This is a genomic window from Streptomyces spinoverrucosus, from assembly GCF_006539505.1.
Taxonomy (GTDB): Bacteria; Actinomycetota; Actinomycetes; order Streptomycetales; family Streptomycetaceae; genus Streptomyces; species Streptomyces spinoverrucosus.
On sequence record NZ_BJND01000059.1, the window covers coordinates 17146 to 37674 of the forward strand.

Genomic DNA, 20529 nt, shown 5'->3' on the forward strand with positions numbered 1-20529 from the left:
ATGGAAGCTCACCCTGTCCGGGCGCCGCGCCGTGTCGCGGGTCTGTTGTGCTGCGTCGTCCTCGTCCTCGTCTCCGGGTGCACCGGGGAAGGGTCGACGAGCAGGCAGGCCGCTGTGCCGGTGGCGGCGAACGATCTGCAGGACGACTACCGGAGGGTGATCGGCGACGTCCTGCCGTCGGTCGTGCAGATCCAGGGGCGCGAGGATCTGGGCTCCGGGGTGGTGTACGACGACAAGGGCCACATCGTCACGAACGCGCACGTCGTCGGTGAGCAGCGGACGTTCCAGGTGACGACCGCCAACTCCGAGGACCAGCTCGGCGCCCGGCTCGTCTACTCGTACCCCGAGCAGGACCTGGCCGTGGTGAAGCTGGACCGGCTCCCCAAGGGGCTGCGGCCCGCGACCTTCGGGGACTCGGCGAAGGTGGAGGTCGGGCAGATCGTGCTGGCGATGGGCTCGCCGCTCGGGCTGTCGTCGAGCGTGACGCAGGGGATCGTCTCGGCGACCGGACGGACCGTCACGGAGCCCCGCAGCAACGGCGGTCCGGGCGCGACGATCGCCAACATGGTGCAGACGTCGGCGGCCATCAACCCGGGCAACAGCGGCGGCGCCCTCGTGAACCTCGACGGGCACGTCATCGGCATCCCGACGCTCGGCGCGATCGACCCCGGCCTCGGGGAGGGCGCCGCGCCCGGTATCGGGTTCGCGATTCCGGCGTCGATGGTGAAGACGGTCGCCGACCAGATCGTCCGGGAGGGCCGGGTCACCGACTCGGGGCGGGCGGCGCTCGGCATCACGGGCCGTACCGTCGTCGACGCGGACTACCAACCCGCCGGGGTGGCCATCGCCGCGGTGCGCTCCGGCGGGGCGGCGGACAAGGCCGGGATCGAGCGCGGGGACATCATCACCAGGTTGGGTGACACTGACATCACCACCATCACCTCACTCGCCGAGGCGCTGGCGGTACTGAAGCCGGGCGACCGGACGACGGTGACGTTCACGCGGAACGGCCAGGAGCGGACCGTGGACGTGACGCTGGGCGAGCAGTGAGAAGGGCGGCCCGCTCAGGCCGCCCCGTCCCGCCCCTAGGCCTGTTCGGCGTGCAGGCTCATCGGACCGTAGATCTCGGTGGCGTCCTCGAACAGCCGTACCTGGTCCGCGCCCCCGGCGAGCAGTTCCTTCCAGTGCTCGCCGATCCAGGACTCGGCGTCCCCCTGCGTGGTGAACTCCTCGGGCTGCACCGCGGGCTGGACCTCCGTCCCGTCGGCCTTCTCGAACCGCCACGTCCATGCCGCCATGTCGCCTCCGCGTGTCAGCACCAGCAGTGCAGGGGCCGATCTTGGTGCGGCCCCTGCGGAGAGGGTATTCGCTCCGGTGGACACAGTCCCGACCCCCTGGGTGGGTCTCCGTCACGCAGGATGATCCGTGACCGGCGAAAATCGGATCGTGGAACTGACTCTGCTCGGCACCGGCGCCCCCGCGGGACTTCCCCGCCCCGACTGTCCCTGCGCGGCCTGCGCCACCGCACTCGGGCCGGACGCGCGGGCGGCCACGGCCGTGCTCGTGGACGGGGCGCTGCTGCTCGACCTGACCCCGGGGGCGGCGTTCGCGGCGGCGCGGGCGGGGCGGTCGCTGGCAGGGGTACGGCAGGTGCTGCTGTCGCATCCGCACGGCGGGCCGCCGGTGGAGGTGCCGGCCGGGCTGCCGCAGCCCGGGCGGGTGCCGGACGGGCGGGAGTTGGCGCTGCTGACGGGGCACCGGGTGCGGGCGTTGGCGATGGACGCGCCGGGGACGGGGTACGCGGTGACCGGGCCGGACGGGCAGCGGTTGCTGTATCTGCCGCCGGGGTGTGCACCGGCCGGGCTGGAGGAGGGGGGCGCGTCGGCGGGGCCGTACGACATGGTGCTCGTGGATGTCGTGGGGCGGCCGGACGCGCTGGCGCGGTTGCGGTCGGCGGGGGCGGTCGGGCCCACGACGGACGTCATCGCCGTACACCTGGATCACGACGTGCCGCCCGGGGCCGAGTTGCGGCGGCGGCTGGCCGCGGCGGGGGCGCGGGCCGTGCCGGACGGGGCGAGTCTGGCGGTCGGGGCCTACGAGGACGTGCCGGACGTGCCGCGGCGGACGCTGGTGCTGGGCGGGGCGCGGTCGGGCAAGTCGGTGGAGGCGGAGCGTCGGCTGGAGGCGTTCCCCCATGTGCTGTACGTCGCGACCGGCGGCACACGTAACGGGGACGGCGAGTGGGCGGAGCGGGTGGCCGCGCACCGGGAGCGGCGGCCGGGGTCGTGGCGGACGGTGGAGACGTGCGACCTGGTACCGCTGCTCGCGGAGGACGGACCGCCGCTGCTGATCGACTGCCTGTCGCTGTGGCTGACGGACGCGATGGACGCCGTGGGCGCGTGGGACGACGCGGAGTGGGCCGACGGCGGCGAGAAGGCGCTGCGCGCGCGGGTGCACGCGCTGACGGAGGCGGTGCGGGGCACGCGACGGGTGGTGGTCGCCGTGTCGAACGAGGTGGGCTCGGGCATCGTCCCCGCCACCGCGTCCGGGCGGCGCTACCGGGACGAACTCGGGCGCCTGAACGCGGCGTTCGCCGGTGAGTGCGAGCAGGTGCTGCTGGTGGTGGCGGGGCAGGCTGTGGTGCTGCGGGGGTAAGGGTTCCTACGGGACCGGGTTCTTGCGGGCGATCACCCGGTACGCGTTGGAGAAGCCGGTGCGCCGGAGGAGGGGCGCCAGCGTGTGGTCCAGGGCTGCGGCCGTCAGGCGTACGGGGACGGTCACCGGCGTCAGGGCTGCGCGCATGGTGTGTTGCAGCACGGTGGGCGGGGTGACTCGCCAGGGGGTGTCGGGGGCAGGGAGGGCCTGGGTGAGGGCCCGGGTCGCCGCTGTGGCGAGGTCTGTGGGGGTGTGGGGGGTTGCCTCGTCCGTGGTGAGGATCGTGCAGTTGTGCGACTCCAAGACCTGGTGGACGTTGTGGAGCGGGATGAGATGGGCCTGGCGGGGCTGCGCGTGGCCGGGCCACCACTTGCCCAGCAGTGCGGCGAACGTGCTGTGCGGGTTGGTCAGTTCGAGGATGAGGTGCCCGCCGGGGCGGAGCGCCGCGATCGCCGCCCGGAGGTCCTCGCGGGGGGACGGGGACTGTTCCAGGTGGTGGAAGACGCTCACCACGTCGTAGCGGGAGCGCAGGTGGGCCAGCAGGCCGGGGCTGCTGAGGCGGCCGACGTAGGCCTCCTCCACGCGTTCCGACGCGCGGGCGCCCAGGACGCGCGGGGTGGGGTCCGTGCCGTCGAAGGACGTGTACGGGAGCAACTCCTGCGCGGTGGCCGGGAAGTCGCCGTCGCCGGTGCCCACGTCCAGCCAGCTCTCCGGTTCCGGGAGGTGCAGCATCGCCCGGACGCGCTCGCGGTTGCGGCGGCGGGAGGGCGGGCGTTCGTACAGCTCCCGGTCCCGGTGGTAGAACGCCGTGCCCTGGGGCGTGAGCCCGGGGTTCTGGAAGACATGCGCGCAGTCCTCGCACTCGTCGAGGGTGAACGTGCCCGGCTTGCGCTGGATCACGTCGGGTGCCGTGAGGCGCGTGCGCAGGCGCTGCCCGCCGCACCAGGGGCAGTTGTCCCGGCGCGGTGCGTGGAAACGCTCGGTGCCCTGGGTGAGTTCGGCGAGGTACTTGGCGCGGCGCAGGTCGATCGGCGGTGGGGCGAGGGGGGCGGACGACGACATGGGCGGCTCCGGGGCGCGACGGACGGGGCGGGGAGGGACGTACGACAATCCGCTGCAAACCGGAACGTATGGGATCGCGATCTTGGGTGCAACGACGTGGTGGGGTCGTGGTCGCCATGTGGCGCCGTCCTGTTCGATCGGGGCCGGTACTGTTCGGCGAATGAGCCCGCTTAATCTCGACGACTTCACCGATCTGATCGAGCGCCCCGACGGCGGGGTGCGCCGCGACGCGGAGGCGCGCCGGGAGCGTCAGATCGTGCCGCCCGGTTCGCTGGGGCGCCTCGACGACCTGGGTGAGTGGCTGGCCGCGGCACAGGGTGCCGTACCGGTGCGGCCGGTGGAACGGCCGCGGGTGGTGCTGTTCGCCGGTGACCACGGCGTCGCGGAGCTGGGGGTGTCGGCGCGGCCCGCGGGGAGCGCCGTGGAGCTGGTGCGGGAGGTGCTTGAGGGCGGCCGGCCGGTGTCCGTGCTGGCCCGGCGGCTGGGCGTGCCGGTGCGGGTCGTGGACATGGCGCTGGACTGCGATCCGCAGGCGCTGCCCGAGGACGTGGTGAAGCACCGGGTACGGCGTGGCAGTGGGCGCATCGACATCGAGGACGCGCTGACGGCCGAGGAGGCCGAGGCCGCGTTCCGGGCCGGGGTCGCGGTGGCCGACGAGGAGGCCGACTCCGGTACGGATCTGGTGGTGCTCGGCGATGTGAGCGTGGGCGGGACCACGGTGGCCGGGGTGCTGGTGGCCGCGCTGTGCGGGACCGACGCGTCGGTGGTGACCGGGCGGGGCGGGCTCGCGATCGACGACCTGGTGTGGATGCGCAAGTGTGCGGCGATCCGGGACGCGTTGCGGCGGGCGCGGCCGGTGCTCGGGGATCAGTTGCAGTTGCTGTCGGCGGTCGGTGGCGCCGATGTCGCGGCGATGACCGGGTTCCTGCTGCAGTGCGCGGTGCGGAAGATGCCGGTGATCCTGGACGGTGTGGTGGCCGCCGCGTGTGCGCTGGTGGCGCAGCGGATCGCGTTCCGGGCGCCGGACTGGTGGCTGGCCGGGCACAACAGCGGGGAGCCGGGGCAGGCCAAGGCGCTGGACCGGATGGCGCTGGAGCCGCTGATCGACCATGGCGTGTCGGTCGGGGAGGGCGCGGGGGGCCTGCTGGCGCTGCCGCTGGTGCAGGCCGCGGCGGCGTTGGCGGCGGAGCTGCCGGAGCGGCCGGAGGAGAAGCAGCCGACCGAGGAGCCGGGGGAAGAGTAGGGGCGCCCGAGAGGTGCGGGTCACACGGGCTGCGATCAACTTTCGGTAGGTTTCGGGCGGTCTCTGTACGTGTCGTCACGTATCCGCACCACCGCACACCCCGGAGCCGCCCCCGATGAACCCCCTCGCCCGCTGGGCCCGCGCCGAATGGGGGCCGCTGTACCGGACCGTCCGTGAGGGGCTGCGTGTGCGGCGGGCGCGGGCCGTGGCGATGGCGATCGGCGCCGTCTGCCTCACCGCGCTGCTGCACTTCGTGCACGGCCAGTCGTGGGGCTACCAGTTCGTGCAGAACGTCGGGACCGTCCGCGCCGAGGACCCCCTCTGGCTGGCCCTCCTGCGCACTCCGCTGTCGCTGTTCGTGCCCGCCCTCGATCTCCCGGTGTGGGGTGCGCTGCTGCAGATCCTGCTGGTGTTCGGCATCGCGGAGATCTGCCTCGGCCGCCCGCGCACCCTCGCCCTCGCCTACACCGCCACCCTCGCCGGCACGCTGTACGCCCGGCTCGGCATCGCCCTCGGCCCCGACCACCCCCTGGGCCTGCCCGCCTCGGACGCGCAGGTCGTGGACACCGGCCCGTCGGCCGCGGTCGTCGGCCTCGCGGTGTACGTCGGCTGGCGGTACGCGTACGTCACCGCCGGGGCGGTGGTCGTCGCGATGGTGGTCGAGGTGCTGGTGAAGGAGAACCTCGCCGGCAAGGAGCACCTCGCGGCGATCGCGGCGGTGCTGGTGCTGTGCGCGGTGACCGCGCTGCGTCAGCGGTTTTCCAGGGGGCGAGTGGGTTCGCGGTCGGGCGTGCCGCCGAGCCAGTCCTGAAACTTGCGGCTCGGTCCCAGCCAGCGGCGGTCGTGGTGGTAGGCGCGCAGGCGGGCTCTGGCCCGGGCGCGGGGGCGGCGGCGGTAGAGGCGGTTCGCCCAGGGGGAGCCGGGGCGGGCCAGCCGGATCGCGCCGAACAGGGCGATGAACGGGACGATCACCCCGAGGATCGCCAGGCGGGTCTTGCCCTTGGCGAGGGCGATGAGCGAGAGGAGGAAGTTCACGGCGACCGTGGAGATGACCGAGCCCCTGCTCTGCACCTCGTCCTCGTCGAGGTCGTTGACGCCGAACGGCGAGAAACCGGCCACCCACAGGCCGACCAGCGCGGCGGTGAGGACGACCGCCTCCACGCTCTTGCGGCCCGCCTCCGTCCAGTACACGTCGTCGAGATGCAGGATCAGCGCGAACTCGTCCAGCACCAGTCCCGCGCCGATCCCGAAGACCACGGCCGCGAGAGCGGACCCGAAGCCCTGCCGGCCCCCGGCCACCGCGCCGAAGCCGCCGATGAGGATGAGGATGACGCCGGGCACCACGTGATGGACGTGCACGCCGCCCGCCCTGACGTTGCGGAAGGGGCCCTTGCCCGCCCGGATCATGCGTGTGATCAGCCGGGTGATCAGGAAGGTCAGTACGAAGGCGGTGAGGGCGAGCAGCAGGGGGAGCTTGCCGGGCTCGACGATGTTGCGTTCCAGCCAGTTCCCCATGCGTCCAAGTCTGCCCAGGATTGGGGTGAGATGCTCCGTGAGCGGTCGCGTACCCTGCCGGGATGCCCTTGATCCCGGCCGCACACGGCCTCCGCTTCGCCTTCGGCACCCTCACCGTCCTGCCGGTACGGGTGACCCGCTGGGACCGGGAGACCGCACGCGACGGGATGCTCTGCGCCCCCCTCGCCGGGCTCGTCGTCGGCCTCTGCTCGGCCGGCGCCGGTCTGCTGCTGCTCCTGCTCGGCGCGGGCCCGCTGCTCGCCGCCGTCGGGAGCGTCGCCGTACCCGCCGTACTCACCCGTGGCCTGCACCTGGACGGCCTGGCCGACACGGCGGACGGGCTGGGCAGCGGCAAGCCCGCCGAGGACGCGCTGCGGATCATGAAGCAGTCGGACATCGGGCCGTTCGGGGTGCTGACCCTGGTCTTCGTGCTGCTGGCCCAGGTGGCGGCGCTGGCGCAGGCCTACGACGGCTCCTGGGCCCGGGGTGCGCTCGCCGCGGTCGTCGCGGCCACCGCCGCCCGGCTGGCGCTGACGCTGGCCGCCCGCGCCGGGATACCCGCCGCCCGCCCGGAGGGCCTGGGGGCGGCCGTCGCCGGGGTCGTCCCGGTCGGCGGGGCCGTGGGCGTGGCACTCGCGGTGACCGTGGCCGCCGCGGCCGGTGGGGCGCTCTTCGGGACGTACGACATCCTGCGCGCCGTCCTCGCGGTGGTCGCCTCCGCCGTCGTCGCCGACCTCCTGCTGCGGCACTGCGTGCGCCGGTTCGGCGGGGTCACCGGCGACGTGTTCGGCGGGCTCGCCGAGACGGCGGCCACGACGGCGCTGCTGGTGCTCGTCCTGGGCTGAAGGCGCCCAGCAGGTTCGGTGGAGTGCGAGGATCGGTACATGGCGGCGACGCCACTGACAGGTGAACGCCCGTAGGAGTGCTCGAAGAGACACCGGGCGTAGGCTCGTGCCAGGTCAATACCTGTCCAGGTACAGACTCCATCGCACGAGGGATCTAGGGTCGGCTGTCGGGCCCGGCCGGCCCATCCCTCGGCCACAGAAACTTCACATCGGAAGCGAGATTTCACCACCGTGACTGCTCTGACTCTCAGCACCGCCGCGGCGCCCGGCCTGCGGGCCGACGCGATCGTGATCGGTGTCGCCAAGGGCGACAAGGGCCCGGTCGTCGCACCGGGCGCGGAGGCCGTGGACAAGGCGTACGACGGCGGGCTCGCCGGCGTCCTGGAGACCCTGGGTGCCTCCGGCGCCGAGGGCGAGGTGACGAAGCTGCCCGCGCCGGCCGGTTTCAAGTCGCCGCTCCTGGTGGCGGTGGGCCTGGGTGCCCGGCCGGAGAAGGACGCGGAGTACGACGCGGAGGCGCTGCGCCGGGCCGCCGGTGCCGCCGCCCGTGCACTGGCCGGTGCCAAGAAGGCCGCCTTCGCGCTGCCGGTCGTGGACGCGGCCTCGGTCGGCGCGATCGGCGAGGGCGCGCTGCTCGGCGCGTACTCCTTCGACGTCTACAAGGACAACGGCAAGGACGCCAAGGACAAGAAGAACGGCAAGGCCCCGCTCGCCGAGGTCGCCCTGCTCGGTGCCAAGCCGCGCGACAAGACGCACAAGGCGGCGGCCGAGCGTGCCACGGCCGTGTCCGAGGAGCTCAACCGCGCCCGCGACCTGGTCAACACCCCGCCGAACGACCTCAACCCGGAGTCCTTCGCCGCCGTCGCCCAGGCCGCGGCCAAGGAGCACGGCATCAAGGTGCAGGTGCTCGACGAGAAGGCGCTGGCCAAGGGCGGCTACGGCGGCATCCTCGGCGTCGGCTCCGGCTCGGTGGCGGCGCCGCGGCTGGTGAAGCTGTCGTACACCTCCTCGAAGGCGAAGAAGCACCTCGCGTTCGTGGGCAAGGGCATCACCTACGACTCGGGCGGCATCTCGCTGAAGCCGGCCGGTCACAACGAGACGATGAAGTGCGACATGAGCGGGGCGGCGGCGGTGTTCGCGGCCGTGGTCGCCGCGGCGCGACTCGGGCTTGAGGTCAACGTCACCGGGTGGCTGGCGCTGGCCGAGAACATGCCGTCCGGGTCGGCCACGCGGCCGGGTGACGTGCTGCGGATGTACAGCGGCAAGACCGTCGAGGTGCTGAACACCGACGCCGAGGGCCGGCTGGTGCTGGCGGACGCCCTGTGGGCGGCGTCGGAGGAGAAGCCGGACGCGATCGTGGATGTGGCGACGCTGACCGGGGCGATGATGCTGGCGCTGGGCAACCGGACGTTCGGCGTGATGGCCAACGACGAGGCGTTCCGCTCCGCGGTGCACGAGGCCGCGGAGGAGGTCGGTGAGGCCGCGTGGCCGATGCCGCTGCCGGAACATCTGCGCAAGGGGATGGACTCGGCCACCGCCGATATCGCCAACATGGGTGAGCGGATGGGTGGCGGGCTGGTCGCCGGGCTCTTCCTGCGGGAGTTCGTGGGTGAGGGCATTACGTGGGCGCACCTCGACATCGCCGGGCCCGCTTTCAATGAGCAGGGGCCGTTCGGGTACACGCCGAAGGGCGGTACGGGGTCCGGGGTGCGGACGCTGGTGCGGCTGGCTGAGCTGACCGCCTCCGGCGACCTGGGCTGAGTGTCGTATCGCGGGTGCGGGTGGACTGTGGCTTGTCGCGCAGTTCCCCGCGCCCCTTTGCGTCGGCTGCCGCCCCGCTCCTTTCACATATGAGCGTGGGACGTATCACACCCTGGCCCCGCGTCTCGTTGTGTGCTGACAAGTGCGAAGATGGGGCTCGGCAGGACAGGGCCCCACCGAAGGGCCGAAGTAGAGCGGCCGGACACCAGCCGCCAGCCGGTCATCGTTGACCGGCGTACGGCGCACATGCATGGAGGACGTGACGTGGCGAACGACGCCAGCACCGTTTTCGACCTAGTGATCCTCGGCGGTGGTAGCGGTGGTTACGCCGCGGCCCTGCGCGGGGCGCAGCTGGGCCTGGACGTCGCCCTGATCGAGAAGGACAAGGTCGGCGGCACCTGCCTGCACCGGGGCTGCATCCCCACCAAGGCTCTGCTGCACGCGGGCGAGATCGCCGATCAGGCCCGCGAGAGCGAGCAGTTCGGCGTGAAGGCCACCTTCGAGGGCATCGACGTCGCCGGGGTCCACAAGTACAAGGACGAGGTGGTCTCGGGCCTGTACAAGGGCCTGCAGGGACTCATCGCCTCCCGGAAGGTGACCTACATCGAGGGTGCGGGGCGGCTGTCCTCGCCCACCTCGGTGGATGTCAACGGTCAGCGCATCCAGGGCCGCCACGTCCTGCTGGCGACCGGTTCCGTGCCGAAGTCGCTGCCGGGTCTGGAGATCGACGGCAACCGGATCATCTCCTCGGACCACGCCCTCGTCCTGGACCGCGTGCCGAAGTCCGCGATCATCCTCGGCGGCGGTGTCATCGGCGTCGAGTTCGCCTCCGCGTGGAAGTCCTTCGGCGCGGACGTCACGGTCATCGAGGGCCTTAAGCACCTCGTCCCGGTCGAGGACGAGAACAGCTCGAAGCTTCTTGAGCGCGCCTTCCGCAAGCGCGGCATCAAGTTCAACCTGGGCACCTTCTTCCAGAAGGCCGAGTACACGGCCGACGGTGTCAAGGTCACCCTCGCCGACGGCAAGGAGTTCGAGGCCGAGGTCCTGCTGGTCGCGGTCGGCCGCGGTCCGGTCTCGCAGGGCCTGGGCTACGAGGAGGCCGGGGTCGCCATGGACCGCGGCTTCGTCCTCGTCGACGAGTACATGCGGACCAACGTCCCGACGATCTCGGCGGTCGGCGACCTGGTCCCGACGCTCCAGCTCGCGCACGTCGGCTTCGCCGAGGGCATCCTGGTGGCGGAGCGGCTGGCCGGTCTGAAGGTCGTCCCGATCGACTACGACGGCGTGCCCCGGGTGACGTACTGCCACCCCGAGGTCGCCTCCGTCGGTATCACCGAGGCCAAGGCCAAGGAGATCTACGGCGCGGACAAGGTCGTCGCCCTGAAGTACAACCTGGCGGGCAACGGCAAGAGCAAGATCCTCAAGACCGCGGGCGAGATCAAGCTCGTCCAGGTCAAGGACGGTGCGGTCGTCGGCGTGCACATGGTCGGCGACCGTATGGGCGAGCAGGTCGGCGAGGCCCAGCTGGTCTACAACTGGGAGGCGCTGCCGGCCGAGGTGGCCCAGCTCATCCACGCCCACCCGACGCAGAACGAGGCGCTCGGCGAGGCTCACCTGGCCCTGGCCGGCAAGCCGCTGCACGCCCACGACTGACGCCCTCGGTCATCGGGCGCGACGACACAGACTTCCGCAAATTCGTAAGGAGCAACCGAAACCATGGCGGTTTCCGTAACCCTTCCGGCGCTCGGCGAGAGCGTCACCGAGGGCACTGTCACACGCTGGCTGAAGGCCGAGGGTGAGCGCGTCGAGGCCGACGAGCCGTTGCTCGAGGTCTCCACCGACAAGGTCGACACCGAGATCCCGGCCCCGGCCGCCGGTGTGCTGGCCTCCATCAAGGTCGCCGAGGACGAGACCGTCGAGGTCGGCGCCGAGCTGGCCGTGATCGACGACGGCACCGGTGCCCCGGCCGCTGCCCCGGCGCCCGCCGCCGAGGCCGCCCCGGCCCCGGCCGCTCCGGCGCCTGCCGCCGAGGCTCCCGCCGCTCCGGCTCCGGCTCCCGCTGCTGAGGCTCCCGCCCCCGCCGCTCCGGCCGGTGCCGCCGAGGGCACGGACGTGGTGCTGCCCGCGCTCGGCGAGTCCGTCACCGAGGGCACCGTCACCCGCTGGCTGAAGTCGGTGGGCGACTCCGTCGAGGCCGACGAGCCGCTGCTGGAGGTGTCCACCGACAAGGTCGACACCGAGATCCCGGCGCCCGCGTCCGGCGTGCTGCTGGAGATCACGGTCGGCGAGGACGAGACGGCCGAGGTCGGCGCCAAGCTGGCCGTCATCGGCGCCCCGGGTGCGGCTCCGGCCGCTGCCCCGGCTCCCGCCGCCCCGGCCCCGGCGCCCGCCGCCGAGGCCCCGGCCGCGCCCGCCGCTCCGCCCGCCCCCGCCGCCCCGGCTCCGGCCGCTCAGGCCCCGGCCCCCGCGGCTCCCGCCGCCCCGGCCCGGCCCGCGGTTCCGGCCCAGCCCGCGGCCCCGGCCCCCGCCCCGGCCGCCCCGGCTCCGGTCACCCCGGCTCCGGCCGCTCCGGCGCCCGCCGCCGCGCAGCCGACCGACGAGGGCGCCTACGTCACCCCGCTGGTGCGCAAGCTCGCCGCCGAGAACGGCGTCGACCTGGCCACCGTCAAGGGCACCGGCGTCGGCGGCCGGATCCGCAAGCAGGACGTCCTGGCCGCCGCCGAGGCCGCGAAGGCCGCCGCTGCCGCCCCGGCTCCGGCCGCTGCCGCTCCGGCCGCCGCTGCCGCGAAGAAGGCGCCGGTCCTGGAGGTCTCCCCGCTGCGCGGCCAGACCGTGAAGATGCCGCGGATCCGCAAGGTCATCGGCGACAACATGGTCAAGGCGCTGCACGAGCAGGCCCAGCTGTCGTCGGTCGTCGAGGTCGACGTCACCCGCCTGATGAAGCTGCGCGCCCGGGCCAAGGACGCGTTCGCGGCCCGCGAGGGCGTCAAGCTCTCCCCGATGCCGTTCTTCGTCAAGGCCGCCGCGCAGGCGCTGAAGGCCCACCCGGTCATCAACGCCAAGATCAACGAGGCCGAGGGGACCATCACCTACTTCGACGCCGAGAACATCGGTATCGCGGTGGACTCCGAGAAGGGCCTGATGACCCCGGTCATCAAGAACGCCGGTGACCTCAACATCGCCGGTATCGCCAAGGCCACGGCGGAGCTGGCCGGCAAGGTCCGCGCCAGCAAGATCACCCCGGACGAGCTGTCCGGCGCGACCTTCACCATCTCCAACACCGGTTCGCGCGGGGCGCTGTTCGACACGATCATCGTGCCGCCGGGCCAGGTCGCGATCCTCGGCATCGGCGCCACGGTCAAGCGCCCGGCCGTCATCGAGACGGAGGAGGGCACGGTCATCGGCGTCCGCGACATGACCTACCTGACCCTCTCCTACGACCACCGCCTGGTGGACGGCGCCGACGCCGCCCGCTACCTGACGGCGGTCAAGGCGATCCTGGAGGCAGGCGAGTTCGAGGTAGAACTCGGCCTGTAAACGCCCCAGACGCACACACCGATGCCCTCGCCCTGGAATTCCGGGGTGAGGGCATCGCCGTTGTTTGGGGGCGCGGGGAACTGCGCGAGCACCCCCCACAACCCGCACCCGCCGAACCACAAGAACCCCCCACCCCACTAGGCGTGTGCGCCTCGTCTCACCTGCACCAAAGCGCCCCCATGCGCCCCTCCCCCACCCGAGGACGGCCTTATTGTCTAATCGTCAAACGCGCCCTAAGGAGCCCTCATGACCGCCCCCGTCATCCACTCGCTGCGCGAACAGATCCGCGAGCACATCCTGGAAGGGATCATCAGCGGGCGCTGGAAGCCGGGCGAGCGGATCGTGGAGCGCCGTATCGCCACCGAACTGGAGGTCAGCCAGACCCCGGTCCGCGAGGCGCTGCGCGAACTGGAGTCGCTGCGCCTGATCGAGTCCGCGCCCAACAAGGGCGTAAGGGTGCGGAACCTGACCGCGGCCGACCTGGAGGAGAGCTACCCGGTCCGGGCCGGCCTGGAGGCCATCGCCGCCGAACTCGCCGCGGCGAAGCTCGCCGAGGACTGCTCCGCCCTCGAACCGCACGTCACCGCGCTCTACGAGGCCGACCGCAGGTCGGACGGCACGGCCCAGGTCCGGCACACGGTCGCCTTCCACCGCGAGCTGGTCCGCGCCGCCGGCAACTCGGTGCTGCTGCACACCTGGGAGGGGCTCGGCATCGAGGTGTTCACCGCGCTGTCGATCCGCTGGCTCGGGACGGTGCAGCAGTCCTACGCCGAGGAACACGAGGAGCTGGTCGCGGCCTTCCGGCGCCGGGATCCCCGTATCGCGGAGATCGTGAAGGCCCACGTCCTGGGGTGCGCGCCGCGCGCGTAGGCCCACCGAAGCGGCCGTAATGTGACGGCATGTCCGATGCGGCGCACGGTGTTCACGGCAAACCGCCCACGCCCGAGCAGCGGTGGGCCCGGTTCAAACAGTCGCCCTTTCTGCCCGCCACGGTCCTGGTGCTGATCATCTCGGCGGCGGCGGGTCTCTTCGCCGGTTCGTACACCTACTCCATGGCGGACCCGGCGCCCCGCTCCATTCCGACAGCGGTGGTGGGGCAGTACGAGGCGCAGCAGGGGCGGGAGTTCCTCGACGGCATGGAGCGGGCGCTGGACGCGTCCGTGCAGGTGCACACGTACGACACCCTGGGCGAGGCCCGGGCCGCGGTCGAGGAGCAGGAGGTCTTCGCGATCCTCGACGTGCGCGAGGAGAGGCGGGCCGTCACGCTCGACGTCTCGGGGGCGTCCGGGGCGTCGGTGGCCGAAGTGCTGGCCGAGGCGGCGGTCGCGGTGGGGCGGCAGACCGGGGTCGCGGTCACGGTGCGGGACATCAAGCCGTTGCAGGAGGGCGATCCGCGCGGGCTGGCGATCTTCTACATCTCGCTGGCGGCCGTGATCATCGGGTTCGTCGGCTCGATCCAGATGAGCGTGCATGCGCGGGAGCTGAATCCGCTGGAGCGGATCGGCTTCACGGTGGCGTACGCGCTGCTCGGCGGGTTCGCGATCGCGGCGGCGGCGGACTGGCTGCTCGGGGCGCTGGATCTGCCGTTCGTGGAGTCGTGGCTGATCCTGGCGCTGACGATGGTCACCAGCGGGATGGTTTTCACCATGTTCAACACGCTCATCGGGCGCTGGGCGATGCTGCCGACGTGGGGACTGATGGTGCTGCTGGGCAATCCGTCCTCGGGCGGCGCCGTGTCCTGGCCGTTGCTGCCGTCCGTGCTGGGGGCGATCGGGCGCTGGCTGCCGCCGGCCGCCTCGGTCAACGCGCAGCACACGGCGGTGTACTTCGCCGATCACCAGCACGCCTTTCCCTTCCTGGTGCTGACCGGGTGGCTGGTGGTCTCCTGCGCGGTGTTTCTGACCTGGTCGCACCGGCACCCCGGCGGGCGCGAGAGGCAAGCGGCGCACGCGGCCTCATGAGGGTCGGGCAACAAGCGAGCGCGGGTGCACTCAGACGCGCTCTCACCTGCGTAAACCATGCAAAAACACGGCACCGGGTGCCCAAGTCCGAGGCACCGCGTGCCGACTTTCTCGCGATCAAGAGGTTTTGTCGGTCACACCTTTGATCGATCATCGATCAGGGAGTTACAGTCGCCGACGGGCTCCCACCCGAGCCTCACGCCCTGTCCTGCCAAAGACCAAGGGCACCCCGAACCCTTACCGATGAGGGAACCCCCTTCGACTGAGGAAGGCGGCGACATGACCGACCCCAACGCCATCCAGCCGAGCGAGCTCGACCAGCTCCCGGACCGCGACCCGGAGGAGACCGCCGAATGGCAGGCCTCCCTGGACGCCGTCACCAAGGCGGCCGGGCCGCACCGTGCCGCGTATCTGATGCGCCGCACGCTGGAGCGCGCCGAGGGCACCGGCATCGCGCTGCCCAAGCTCCTTGAGACCGACTACGTCAACTCCATCCCCACCGCCGCCGAGCCCGCCGTGCCCGGCGACCCGGAGATGGAGGCCCGGATCACCGCCTGGAACCGCTGGAACGCGGCCGCCATGGTGACCCGCGGCAGCAAATACGGCGTCGGCGGCCACATCGCCACCTTCGCCTCCGCGGCCTGGCTGTACGAGACCGGCTTCAACCACTTCTTCAAGGGCAAGGAGGCCGACGGCTCGGGCGATCAGCTCTACATCCAGGGCCACGCCTCTCCCGGCATCTACGCCCGCGCCTTCCTCGACGGCCGCCTGAACGAGCACCACCTCGACAACTTCCGCCGCGAGTCGGGCGGCAACGGCCTGCCGTCGTATCCGCACCCGCGCCGCCTGCCCTGGCTGTGGGAGTTCCCGACCGTGTCGATGGGCCTCGGCCCGCTCTCCGCGATCTACCAGGCGCGCTTCAACCGCTACCTGACCAACCGCGGCATCAAGGACGTCTCAGCCTCCCACGTCTGGGCCTTCCTCGGCGACGGCGAGATGGACGAGCCGGAGTCGACGGCGGCCCTCGCGCTGGCCGCGCGTGAGCAGCTGGACAACCTCACCTTCGTCATCAACTGCAACCTGCAGCGCCTGGACGGCCCGGTCCGCGCCAACTTCAAGATCGTGCAGGAGCTGGAGGCCCAGTTCCGCGGCGCCGGCTGGAACGTCGTCAAGACGCTGTGGGGATCGGCCTGGGACGAGCTGTTCCAGCTCGACACCACGGGCGCGCTCGTACGCCGCCTGCGCGAGGTACCCGACGCGCAGGTGCAGACGTACCAGACCCGCGAGGCCGCCTACATCCGCGAGGACTTCTTCGGCAAGGACCCGGCGCTCGCCGAGATGGCGAAGCTGCTCAGCGACGACAAGATCCTCGACTGCTTCCACTTCTCCCGCGGTGGTCACGAGCCGCGCAAGGTGTACGCCGCGTACAAGGCCGCCGTCGAGCACAAGGGCGCGCCGACCGTGATCCTCGCCCAGACGGTCAAGGGCCACACCCTCGGTGAGGGCTTCGCGTCGAAGAACGCCAACCACCAGATGAAGAAGCTGACGGTGGACGAGTTCAAGACGATGCGCGACCTGCTGGGCCTGCCCATCGCCGACAGCGCGTTCGTCGACGGCGTGGTGCCCTACGGCCACCCGGGCGCCGACTCCCCCGAGGTCCGCTACCTCCAGGAGCGCCGCGCCGCCCTCGGCGGTCCGGCCCCGGCCCGCCGCGTCCACCCGGTCGCGCCGCTGCCCGCCCCGGCCGAGAAGGCCTTCGCCTCCTTCGACAAGGGCTCCGGCTCGCAGAACGTAGCGACGACGATGGCCTTCGTCCGTCTCATCAAGGACCTGGTCCGCGACAAGGAGACCGGCAAGCGCTGGGTGCCGATCGTCCCCGACGAGGCACGCACCTTCGGCATGGAGTCGCTCTTCCCGTCGCTCGGCATCTACTCGCCCAAGGGCCAGACGTACGAGCCGGTCGACCGCGACCAGCTGATGTACTACAAGGAGGCCAAGAACGGCCAGATCCTCAACGAGGGGATCACCGAGGCCGGTTCGATGGCCGACTTCATCGCCGCTTCGACGTCGTACGCGACGCACGGCGAGGCGATGATCCCCTTCTACATCTTCTACTCGATGTTCGGCTGGCAGCGCACCGCCGACCAGATGTGGCAGCTCGGCGACCAGCTCGGCCGCGGCTTCCTCGTCGGCGCGACGGCGGGCCGGACCACCCTGACCGGTGAGGGCCTGCAGCACGCCGACGGCCACTCCCCCGTCATCGCGGCCACCAACCCCGCCGCGCTGACGTACGACCCGGCGTTCGCGTACGAGATCGCGACGATCGTCAAGGACGGTCTGCGGCGCATGTACGGCGAGGCGGCGCCGGGTGAGGACCCGGACGTCTTCTACTACCTCACCGTCTACAACGAGCCGCTGCCGCAGCCCGCGAAGCCGCAGGGCCTCGGCATCGACGAGGGCATCATCAAGGGCCTGTACCGCTTCAACACGGCGGAGTCGGCGGGCGTGACGGTGGCGGCGAACGCCCCGCGGATCCAGCTGCTCGGCTCCGGTACGGCGATCCACTGGGCGCTGAAGGCGCAGGCGCTGCTCGCCGAGGAGTGGGGCGTGGCGGCCGACGTGTGGTCCGCGACGTCGTGGAGCGAGCTGCGCCGGGACGCGCTGGAGGCCGACGCGGCGCTGCTGCGGGGCGAGGAGCGGGTGCCGTACGTCCGGCAGGCGCTGCAGGGCGCCGAGGGCCCGGTGCTGGCGGTCTCCGACTACATGCGCCAGGTCCCCGACCAGATCGCGCAGTGGGTCGAGCAGGACTACTCCTCGCTGGGCGCCGACGGCTTCGGCCTCTCCGACACCCGCGAGGCCGCCCGCCGCCACTTCGGCGTCGACGCGGAGTCCATCGTGGTCGCGGGCCTGGCCCAGCTCGCCAAGCGCGGCGAGGTCAAGGCGACGGCCGTGAAGGAAGCGCGCGAGAAGTACGGGCTGTAAGGCCCGGTCGCCGGCAGGCCCCCGCTTCGGTGGGGGCCTGCTGCATGATGTGCTGCATGCGCGCTGCCCGGCTCATCAAGATGGTGCTGTTGCTCCAGTCCCGGCCCGCCATGACCGCCGCCGAGCTGGCCCGGGAGCTGGAGGTGTCGGAGCGGACGGTGACCCGGGACGCGCAGGCGCTGTCGGAGGCCGGGGTGCCGGTCTACGCCGACCGGGGGCGGGCCGGCGGGTACCGGCTGATCGGCGGGTACCGGACGCGGTTGACCGGCCTGCACCGCAGCGAGGCCGAGGCGCTGTTCCTGTCCGGGGTGCCGGGGGCGCTGCGCGAGATGGGCCTGGAGGACGCGGCCTCGGCGGCCCGGCTGAAGGTGTCGGCGGCGCTGCTGCCCTCCCTGCGGGACGCGTCCAGGACGGCGGCGCAGCGGTTCCATCTGGACGCCCCGAACTGGTTCAAGGAGCCCCGGACGCCCGAGCTGCTGCCCGCGGTCGCGGACGCGGTGTGGGACGACCGGCGGATTGTCGCCCGCTATCGCCGGGGTGACGACGAGGTGGAGCGGGAGCTGGAGCCGTACGGGCTCGTGCTCAAGGCGGGCGTGTGGTACCTGTGCGCACGGGTGGCGGACCGCGGAGCCTTCCGGGTGTACCGGATCGACCGCTTCTCGGCGGTGGAGTCCGGCGAGGAACGGTTCGCGCGCGACGAGGACTTCGAACTGCCCGCGTTCTGGGAGGAGCGGGCGGAGCAGTTCGCGCGCTCCATCCTGCGCGCGGAGGTGGTGGTACGGCTGTCCGGGGAGGGCGTACGGAGGCTGCCGCATGCCCTCGACCCGCAGTCGGCCCGCGACGCACTGGCTGCCGCTGGGGCCCCGGACACCGACGGCTGGGTGACCGTGACGCTCCCCGTGGAATCGGAGGAAGTCGCCCACACCCAGCTCACCGCCCTGGGCCCGGAGGTCGAAGTACTGGCCCCCGAGGCGCTGCGGGCACGCTTCGCCGCGGACGCGCGGCGGCTTGCCGAGCTGTACCGGACATAACGATCCGCCCCACTCCACGTGCGTCCCACCCGCGAAGGCCCGATGCTTGTCCCGTGATGGACGAGACGGAGTTCTGGGAGCTGATCGACGCCACCCGCGAGGCCGCCGAGGGTGACCCCGAGGAGCAGGCCGACCTCATCGTGGAACGGCTCCTCCAGCTGGATCCCGAGGCGATCCTCGACTTCGCCCGTCACTTCGAGGCCCGCTACAACCGCGCGTACACCTGGGACCTGTGGGGCGCCGCCTGGGTGCTGCTCGACGGGGCCAGCGACGACGCCTTCGACTTCTTCCGGTGCTGGCTGATCGGCCAGGGCCGCGAGGTGTACGAGGGCGGGGTGCACGACCCCGACTCGCTCGCCGACCTGCTGGGCGACTTCGACGAGGAGGTCGACGGCGACGGCGAGGAGCTGGGCTACGCGGCCGACGAGGCCTACGAGCAGCTCACCGGCACCGTCGCCCCCGACCTCGGCATCGCGCCCGCGGCCGCCGAACCGGAGGGCACGGCGGTCGACTTCGAGAACGAGGCGGTGCTCGCGGAGCGGTATCCGCGACTGTGGGACCGCTTCAAGGAGTGAGAACGCCGCCAGGGTCACGGGGTTCAGGGGGTCAGGGGTTCAGGCTCAGGCGATCCTGCGGCGGCTCGTGTCCGAGGGGATGTACGCCTGCGTCTGATCCACCTTCACCGCGTGGTGCAGCGGTGCCGCGTTGGCCTGGTCGAGTGCCGAGGCCGTGACGGCGGCCGGGCCCAGGACGACCGTCGCGGCCGTACAGATCACTGCCCAGGGGCCGCGCAGGGTCGCGCTCCATGTACGGGTGCCGTTCTTCATGATCCCCACCTCCGGTCGGCTTGTGACTGCGACGGTAGGGCGGCTGCATCTGTGCGGCCTGCGTGGCGGCTGTGGTCTTCCTGTGGGCTTCATGACCGTCCCTGCAACCGGGCCGCCAGCTCCCTGATCTCCGGCAGCCGCGCGGTCAGGGCGGCGCCGGGGCAGTTGGTCATGTAGCCGTCGTTGTGGCCGGCCAGGGCGGGCAGCGTGGGGGTGCTGCCGGCGGCGAAACGGCTCTGGCTGTTGCTGGAGACCAGGCGCACCTTCGCGCGCGGGTCGGTGCCCGACAGGCCCAGCTTCCAGGCGGCCAGCGCGGCGATCGCCTCGGTCATCACGCGCGGCACCTCGGCTCCCGCCGTGAACGTGCCGATGGCCGCGATGCCGGCGGTGCGGTGGTTGAAGCCCAGGGTGTGGGCGCCGGTGACGGGGCGGTCGACGCCGCCCGCGCGGCCCTCGTAGATGGTGCCGCAGCGGTCGACGAGGAAGTTGTAGCCGATGTCGTCCCAGGCGCGGGCGCCGGTCTGCCCGGCGTAGAGGTCGCGGATGATGCGGGGTGCGTCGGCGCAGCGGTAGGTGTTGGGCGAGTCGGTGTGGTGCACGAACACGGCGACGACCTTGTCGTCGTAGCGCGGCGGCGGCTGCTTGCGGGGTGCCGCGCCCTGGCCGAGCCAGACCGTCCGGGGGACGACCGGCGGCCTGGCGGCGGTGTGCGGGTTGGCTGCCCGGGCGGCGGCGAGCGGGTGGGCGGTGCGGGCGGCCGTCACCGACCGGTCCACCGCGTCCGCGCACAGCGCCAGGGCGGTCACCGCGGCGACGCCGGGCAGACAGCCCGCCACCGCCACGGCGGCGCCAGGTATGGGCACGGCGTGTCGCCGTGCTTCCCTTCTGCTTCTCTTGCCACGTCTGAGGACACGCATGGACCCACTGTCGGTCCGAGCGCATCCGCCCGCGATGTGCGCTGTGCCACCTGGTGGAACCATCGTCCGGGTCGGTGACGTTTTTCGGGATACACGCACGCGTGGCCGGTTCCCGACCGGTCACCGCGCGCGTGGCTGATCACTGGGCCCGTCCGGCGCGTACCCATGCGTGCTGGGGCGCGTATCCGCGCGC

General features: G+C 72.2%; 18 protein-coding genes. 13 read left to right on the forward strand and 5 right to left on the reverse strand.

Features of this window, described 5'->3' with window-relative positions; translation table 11 throughout:
• Positions 1-1050 (forward strand): S1C family serine protease, encoded by a 1050-nt coding sequence (locus SSP24_RS32375; RefSeq protein ID WP_141313531.1) that lies wholly within the window; start codon positions 1-3, stop codon positions 1048-1050.
• A 35-nt stretch (positions 1051-1085) separates the two neighbouring features.
• On the opposite strand, the gene SSP24_RS32380 is transcribed toward SSP24_RS32375, so the two are convergent.
• The gene (locus SSP24_RS32380; protein ID WP_141313532.1) at positions 1086-1298 is read right to left on the reverse strand and encodes a hypothetical protein; all 213 of its coding nucleotides are present in this window, start codon (positions 1296-1298) and stop codon (positions 1086-1088) included.
• Positions 1299-1446: 148 nt separating this feature from the next.
• Between SSP24_RS32380 and SSP24_RS32385 the strand changes: the two genes are divergently transcribed.
• On the forward strand, positions 1447-2655 hold the full coding sequence (locus tag SSP24_RS32385) for a bifunctional adenosylcobinamide kinase/adenosylcobinamide-phosphate guanylyltransferase (RefSeq protein ID WP_141313533.1): 1209 nt from the start codon (positions 1447-1449) through the stop codon (positions 2653-2655).
• 6 nt (positions 2656-2661) lie between these two features.
• Here the strand turns inward: SSP24_RS32385 and SSP24_RS32390 are convergent, their stop codons facing one another.
• Positions 2662-3717, reverse strand: a complete 1056-nt coding sequence (locus SSP24_RS32390; RefSeq protein WP_141313534.1) for a class I SAM-dependent methyltransferase — start codon at positions 3715-3717, stop codon at positions 2662-2664.
• A gap of 160 nt (positions 3718-3877) precedes the next feature.
• Here SSP24_RS32390 and cobT point away from each other — a divergent pair, with 160 nt between their 5' ends.
• Positions 3878-4960 (forward strand): nicotinate-nucleotide--dimethylbenzimidazole phosphoribosyltransferase, encoded by a 1083-nt coding sequence (gene cobT / locus SSP24_RS32395; protein WP_141313535.1) that lies wholly within the window; start codon positions 3878-3880, stop codon positions 4958-4960.
• Between the two features lie 115 nt (positions 4961-5075).
• Positions 5076-5771, forward strand: a complete 696-nt coding sequence (locus tag SSP24_RS43410) for a hypothetical protein (RefSeq protein WP_174864763.1) — start codon at positions 5076-5078, stop codon at positions 5769-5771.
• Here SSP24_RS43410 and SSP24_RS32405 read toward each other — a convergent pair.
• Positions 5711-6475, reverse strand: a complete 765-nt coding sequence (locus SSP24_RS32405; RefSeq protein ID WP_141313536.1) for a hypothetical protein — start codon at positions 6473-6475, stop codon at positions 5711-5713. The two genes, SSP24_RS43410 and SSP24_RS32405, sit on opposite strands and share 61 nt — an antisense overlap.
• A gap of 62 nt (positions 6476-6537) precedes the next feature.
• Between SSP24_RS32405 and SSP24_RS32410 the strand changes: the two genes are divergently transcribed.
• The 9 genes from SSP24_RS32410 (at position 6538) to SSP24_RS32450 (ending at position 19167) form a co-directional block, all read left to right on the forward strand.
• Positions 6538-7320, forward strand: coding sequence for an adenosylcobinamide-GDP ribazoletransferase (locus SSP24_RS32410; protein WP_141313537.1), 783 nt, complete (start codon positions 6538-6540; stop codon positions 7318-7320).
• 231 nt (positions 7321-7551) lie between these two features.
• Positions 7552-9081 (forward strand): leucyl aminopeptidase, encoded by a 1530-nt coding sequence (locus SSP24_RS32415; protein ID WP_141313538.1) that lies wholly within the window; start codon positions 7552-7554, stop codon positions 9079-9081.
• 264 nt (positions 9082-9345) lie between these two features.
• Positions 9346-10734, forward strand: a complete 1389-nt coding sequence (gene lpdA, locus SSP24_RS32420; RefSeq protein WP_167529761.1) for a dihydrolipoyl dehydrogenase — start codon at positions 9346-9348, stop codon at positions 10732-10734.
• A gap of 63 nt (positions 10735-10797) precedes the next feature.
• A complete protein-coding gene (sucB, locus tag SSP24_RS32425) occupies positions 10798-12618 on the forward strand; it encodes a 2-oxoglutarate dehydrogenase, E2 component, dihydrolipoamide succinyltransferase (protein WP_141313540.1) in 1821 nt (606 codons plus the stop codon).
• 246 nt (positions 12619-12864) lie between these two features.
• The gene (locus SSP24_RS32430; protein ID WP_141313541.1) at positions 12865-13488 is read left to right on the forward strand and encodes a GntR family transcriptional regulator; all 624 of its coding nucleotides are present in this window, start codon (positions 12865-12867) and stop codon (positions 13486-13488) included.
• A 29-nt stretch (positions 13489-13517) separates the two neighbouring features.
• Entirely contained in the window at positions 13518-14579 is a 1062-nt protein-coding gene (locus tag SSP24_RS32435; RefSeq protein ID WP_141313542.1) for an ABC transporter permease, read from the forward strand.
• 279 nt (positions 14580-14858) lie between these two features.
• Positions 14859-17561 (forward strand): pyruvate dehydrogenase (acetyl-transferring), homodimeric type, encoded by a 2703-nt coding sequence (aceE, locus tag SSP24_RS32440; RefSeq protein WP_141313543.1) that lies wholly within the window; start codon positions 14859-14861, stop codon positions 17559-17561.
• Positions 17562-17617: 56 nt separating this feature from the next.
• Positions 17618-18592: a helix-turn-helix transcriptional regulator gene (locus SSP24_RS32445; protein WP_141313544.1), complete on the forward strand. Its 975-nt coding sequence runs from the start codon at positions 17618-17620 to the stop codon at positions 18590-18592.
• Between the two features lie 56 nt (positions 18593-18648).
• The gene (locus SSP24_RS32450; protein ID WP_141313565.1) at positions 18649-19167 is read left to right on the forward strand and encodes a DUF4240 domain-containing protein; all 519 of its coding nucleotides are present in this window, start codon (positions 18649-18651) and stop codon (positions 19165-19167) included.
• A 45-nt stretch (positions 19168-19212) separates the two neighbouring features.
• On the opposite strand, the gene SSP24_RS32455 is transcribed toward SSP24_RS32450, so the two are convergent.
• The gene (locus tag SSP24_RS32455; RefSeq protein WP_141313545.1) at positions 19213-19419 is read right to left on the reverse strand and encodes a hypothetical protein; all 207 of its coding nucleotides are present in this window, start codon (positions 19417-19419) and stop codon (positions 19213-19215) included.
• Positions 19420-19508: 89 nt separating this feature from the next.
• Positions 19509-20276: a peptidoglycan recognition protein family protein gene (locus tag SSP24_RS32460; RefSeq protein ID WP_229864867.1), complete on the reverse strand. Its 768-nt coding sequence runs from the start codon at positions 20274-20276 to the stop codon at positions 19509-19511.
• Between the last annotated feature and the right edge of the window lie 253 nt (positions 20277-20529).

Bases quoted from the DNA above. Each gene is read 5' to 3' on its own strand.
- SSP24_RS32375 (WP_141313531.1), top strand. From the start codon at position 1: ATGGAAGCTCACCCTGTCCGGGCGCCGCGCCGTGTCGCGGGTCTGTTG.
- SSP24_RS32380 (WP_141313532.1), bottom strand. From the start codon at position 1,298: ATGGCGGCATGGACGTGGCGGTTCGAGAAGGCCGACGGGACGGAGGTC.
- SSP24_RS32390 (WP_141313534.1), bottom strand. From the start codon at position 3,717: ATGTCGTCGTCCGCCCCCCTCGCCCCACCGCCGATCGACCTGCGCCGC.
- cobT (WP_141313535.1), top strand. From the start codon at position 3,878: ATGAGCCCGCTTAATCTCGACGACTTCACCGATCTGATCGAGCGCCCC.
- SSP24_RS43410 (WP_174864763.1), top strand. From the start codon at position 5,076: ATGAACCCCCTCGCCCGCTGGGCCCGCGCCGAATGGGGGCCGCTGTAC.
- SSP24_RS32405 (WP_141313536.1), bottom strand. From the start codon at position 6,475: ATGGGGAACTGGCTGGAACGCAACATCGTCGAGCCCGGCAAGCTCCCC.
- SSP24_RS32410 (WP_141313537.1), top strand. From the start codon at position 6,538: ATGCCCTTGATCCCGGCCGCACACGGCCTCCGCTTCGCCTTCGGCACC.
- sucB (WP_141313540.1), top strand. From the start codon at position 10,798: ATGGCGGTTTCCGTAACCCTTCCGGCGCTCGGCGAGAGCGTCACCGAG.
- SSP24_RS32430 (WP_141313541.1), top strand. From the start codon at position 12,865: ATGACCGCCCCCGTCATCCACTCGCTGCGCGAACAGATCCGCGAGCAC.
- SSP24_RS32435 (WP_141313542.1), top strand. From the start codon at position 13,518: ATGTCCGATGCGGCGCACGGTGTTCACGGCAAACCGCCCACGCCCGAG.
- aceE (WP_141313543.1), top strand. From the start codon at position 14,859: ATGACCGACCCCAACGCCATCCAGCCGAGCGAGCTCGACCAGCTCCCG.
- SSP24_RS32445 (WP_141313544.1), top strand. From the start codon at position 17,618: ATGCGCGCTGCCCGGCTCATCAAGATGGTGCTGTTGCTCCAGTCCCGG.
- SSP24_RS32450 (WP_141313565.1), top strand. From the start codon at position 18,649: ATGGACGAGACGGAGTTCTGGGAGCTGATCGACGCCACCCGCGAGGCC.
- SSP24_RS32455 (WP_141313545.1), bottom strand. From the start codon at position 19,419: ATGAAGAACGGCACCCGTACATGGAGCGCGACCCTGCGCGGCCCCTGG.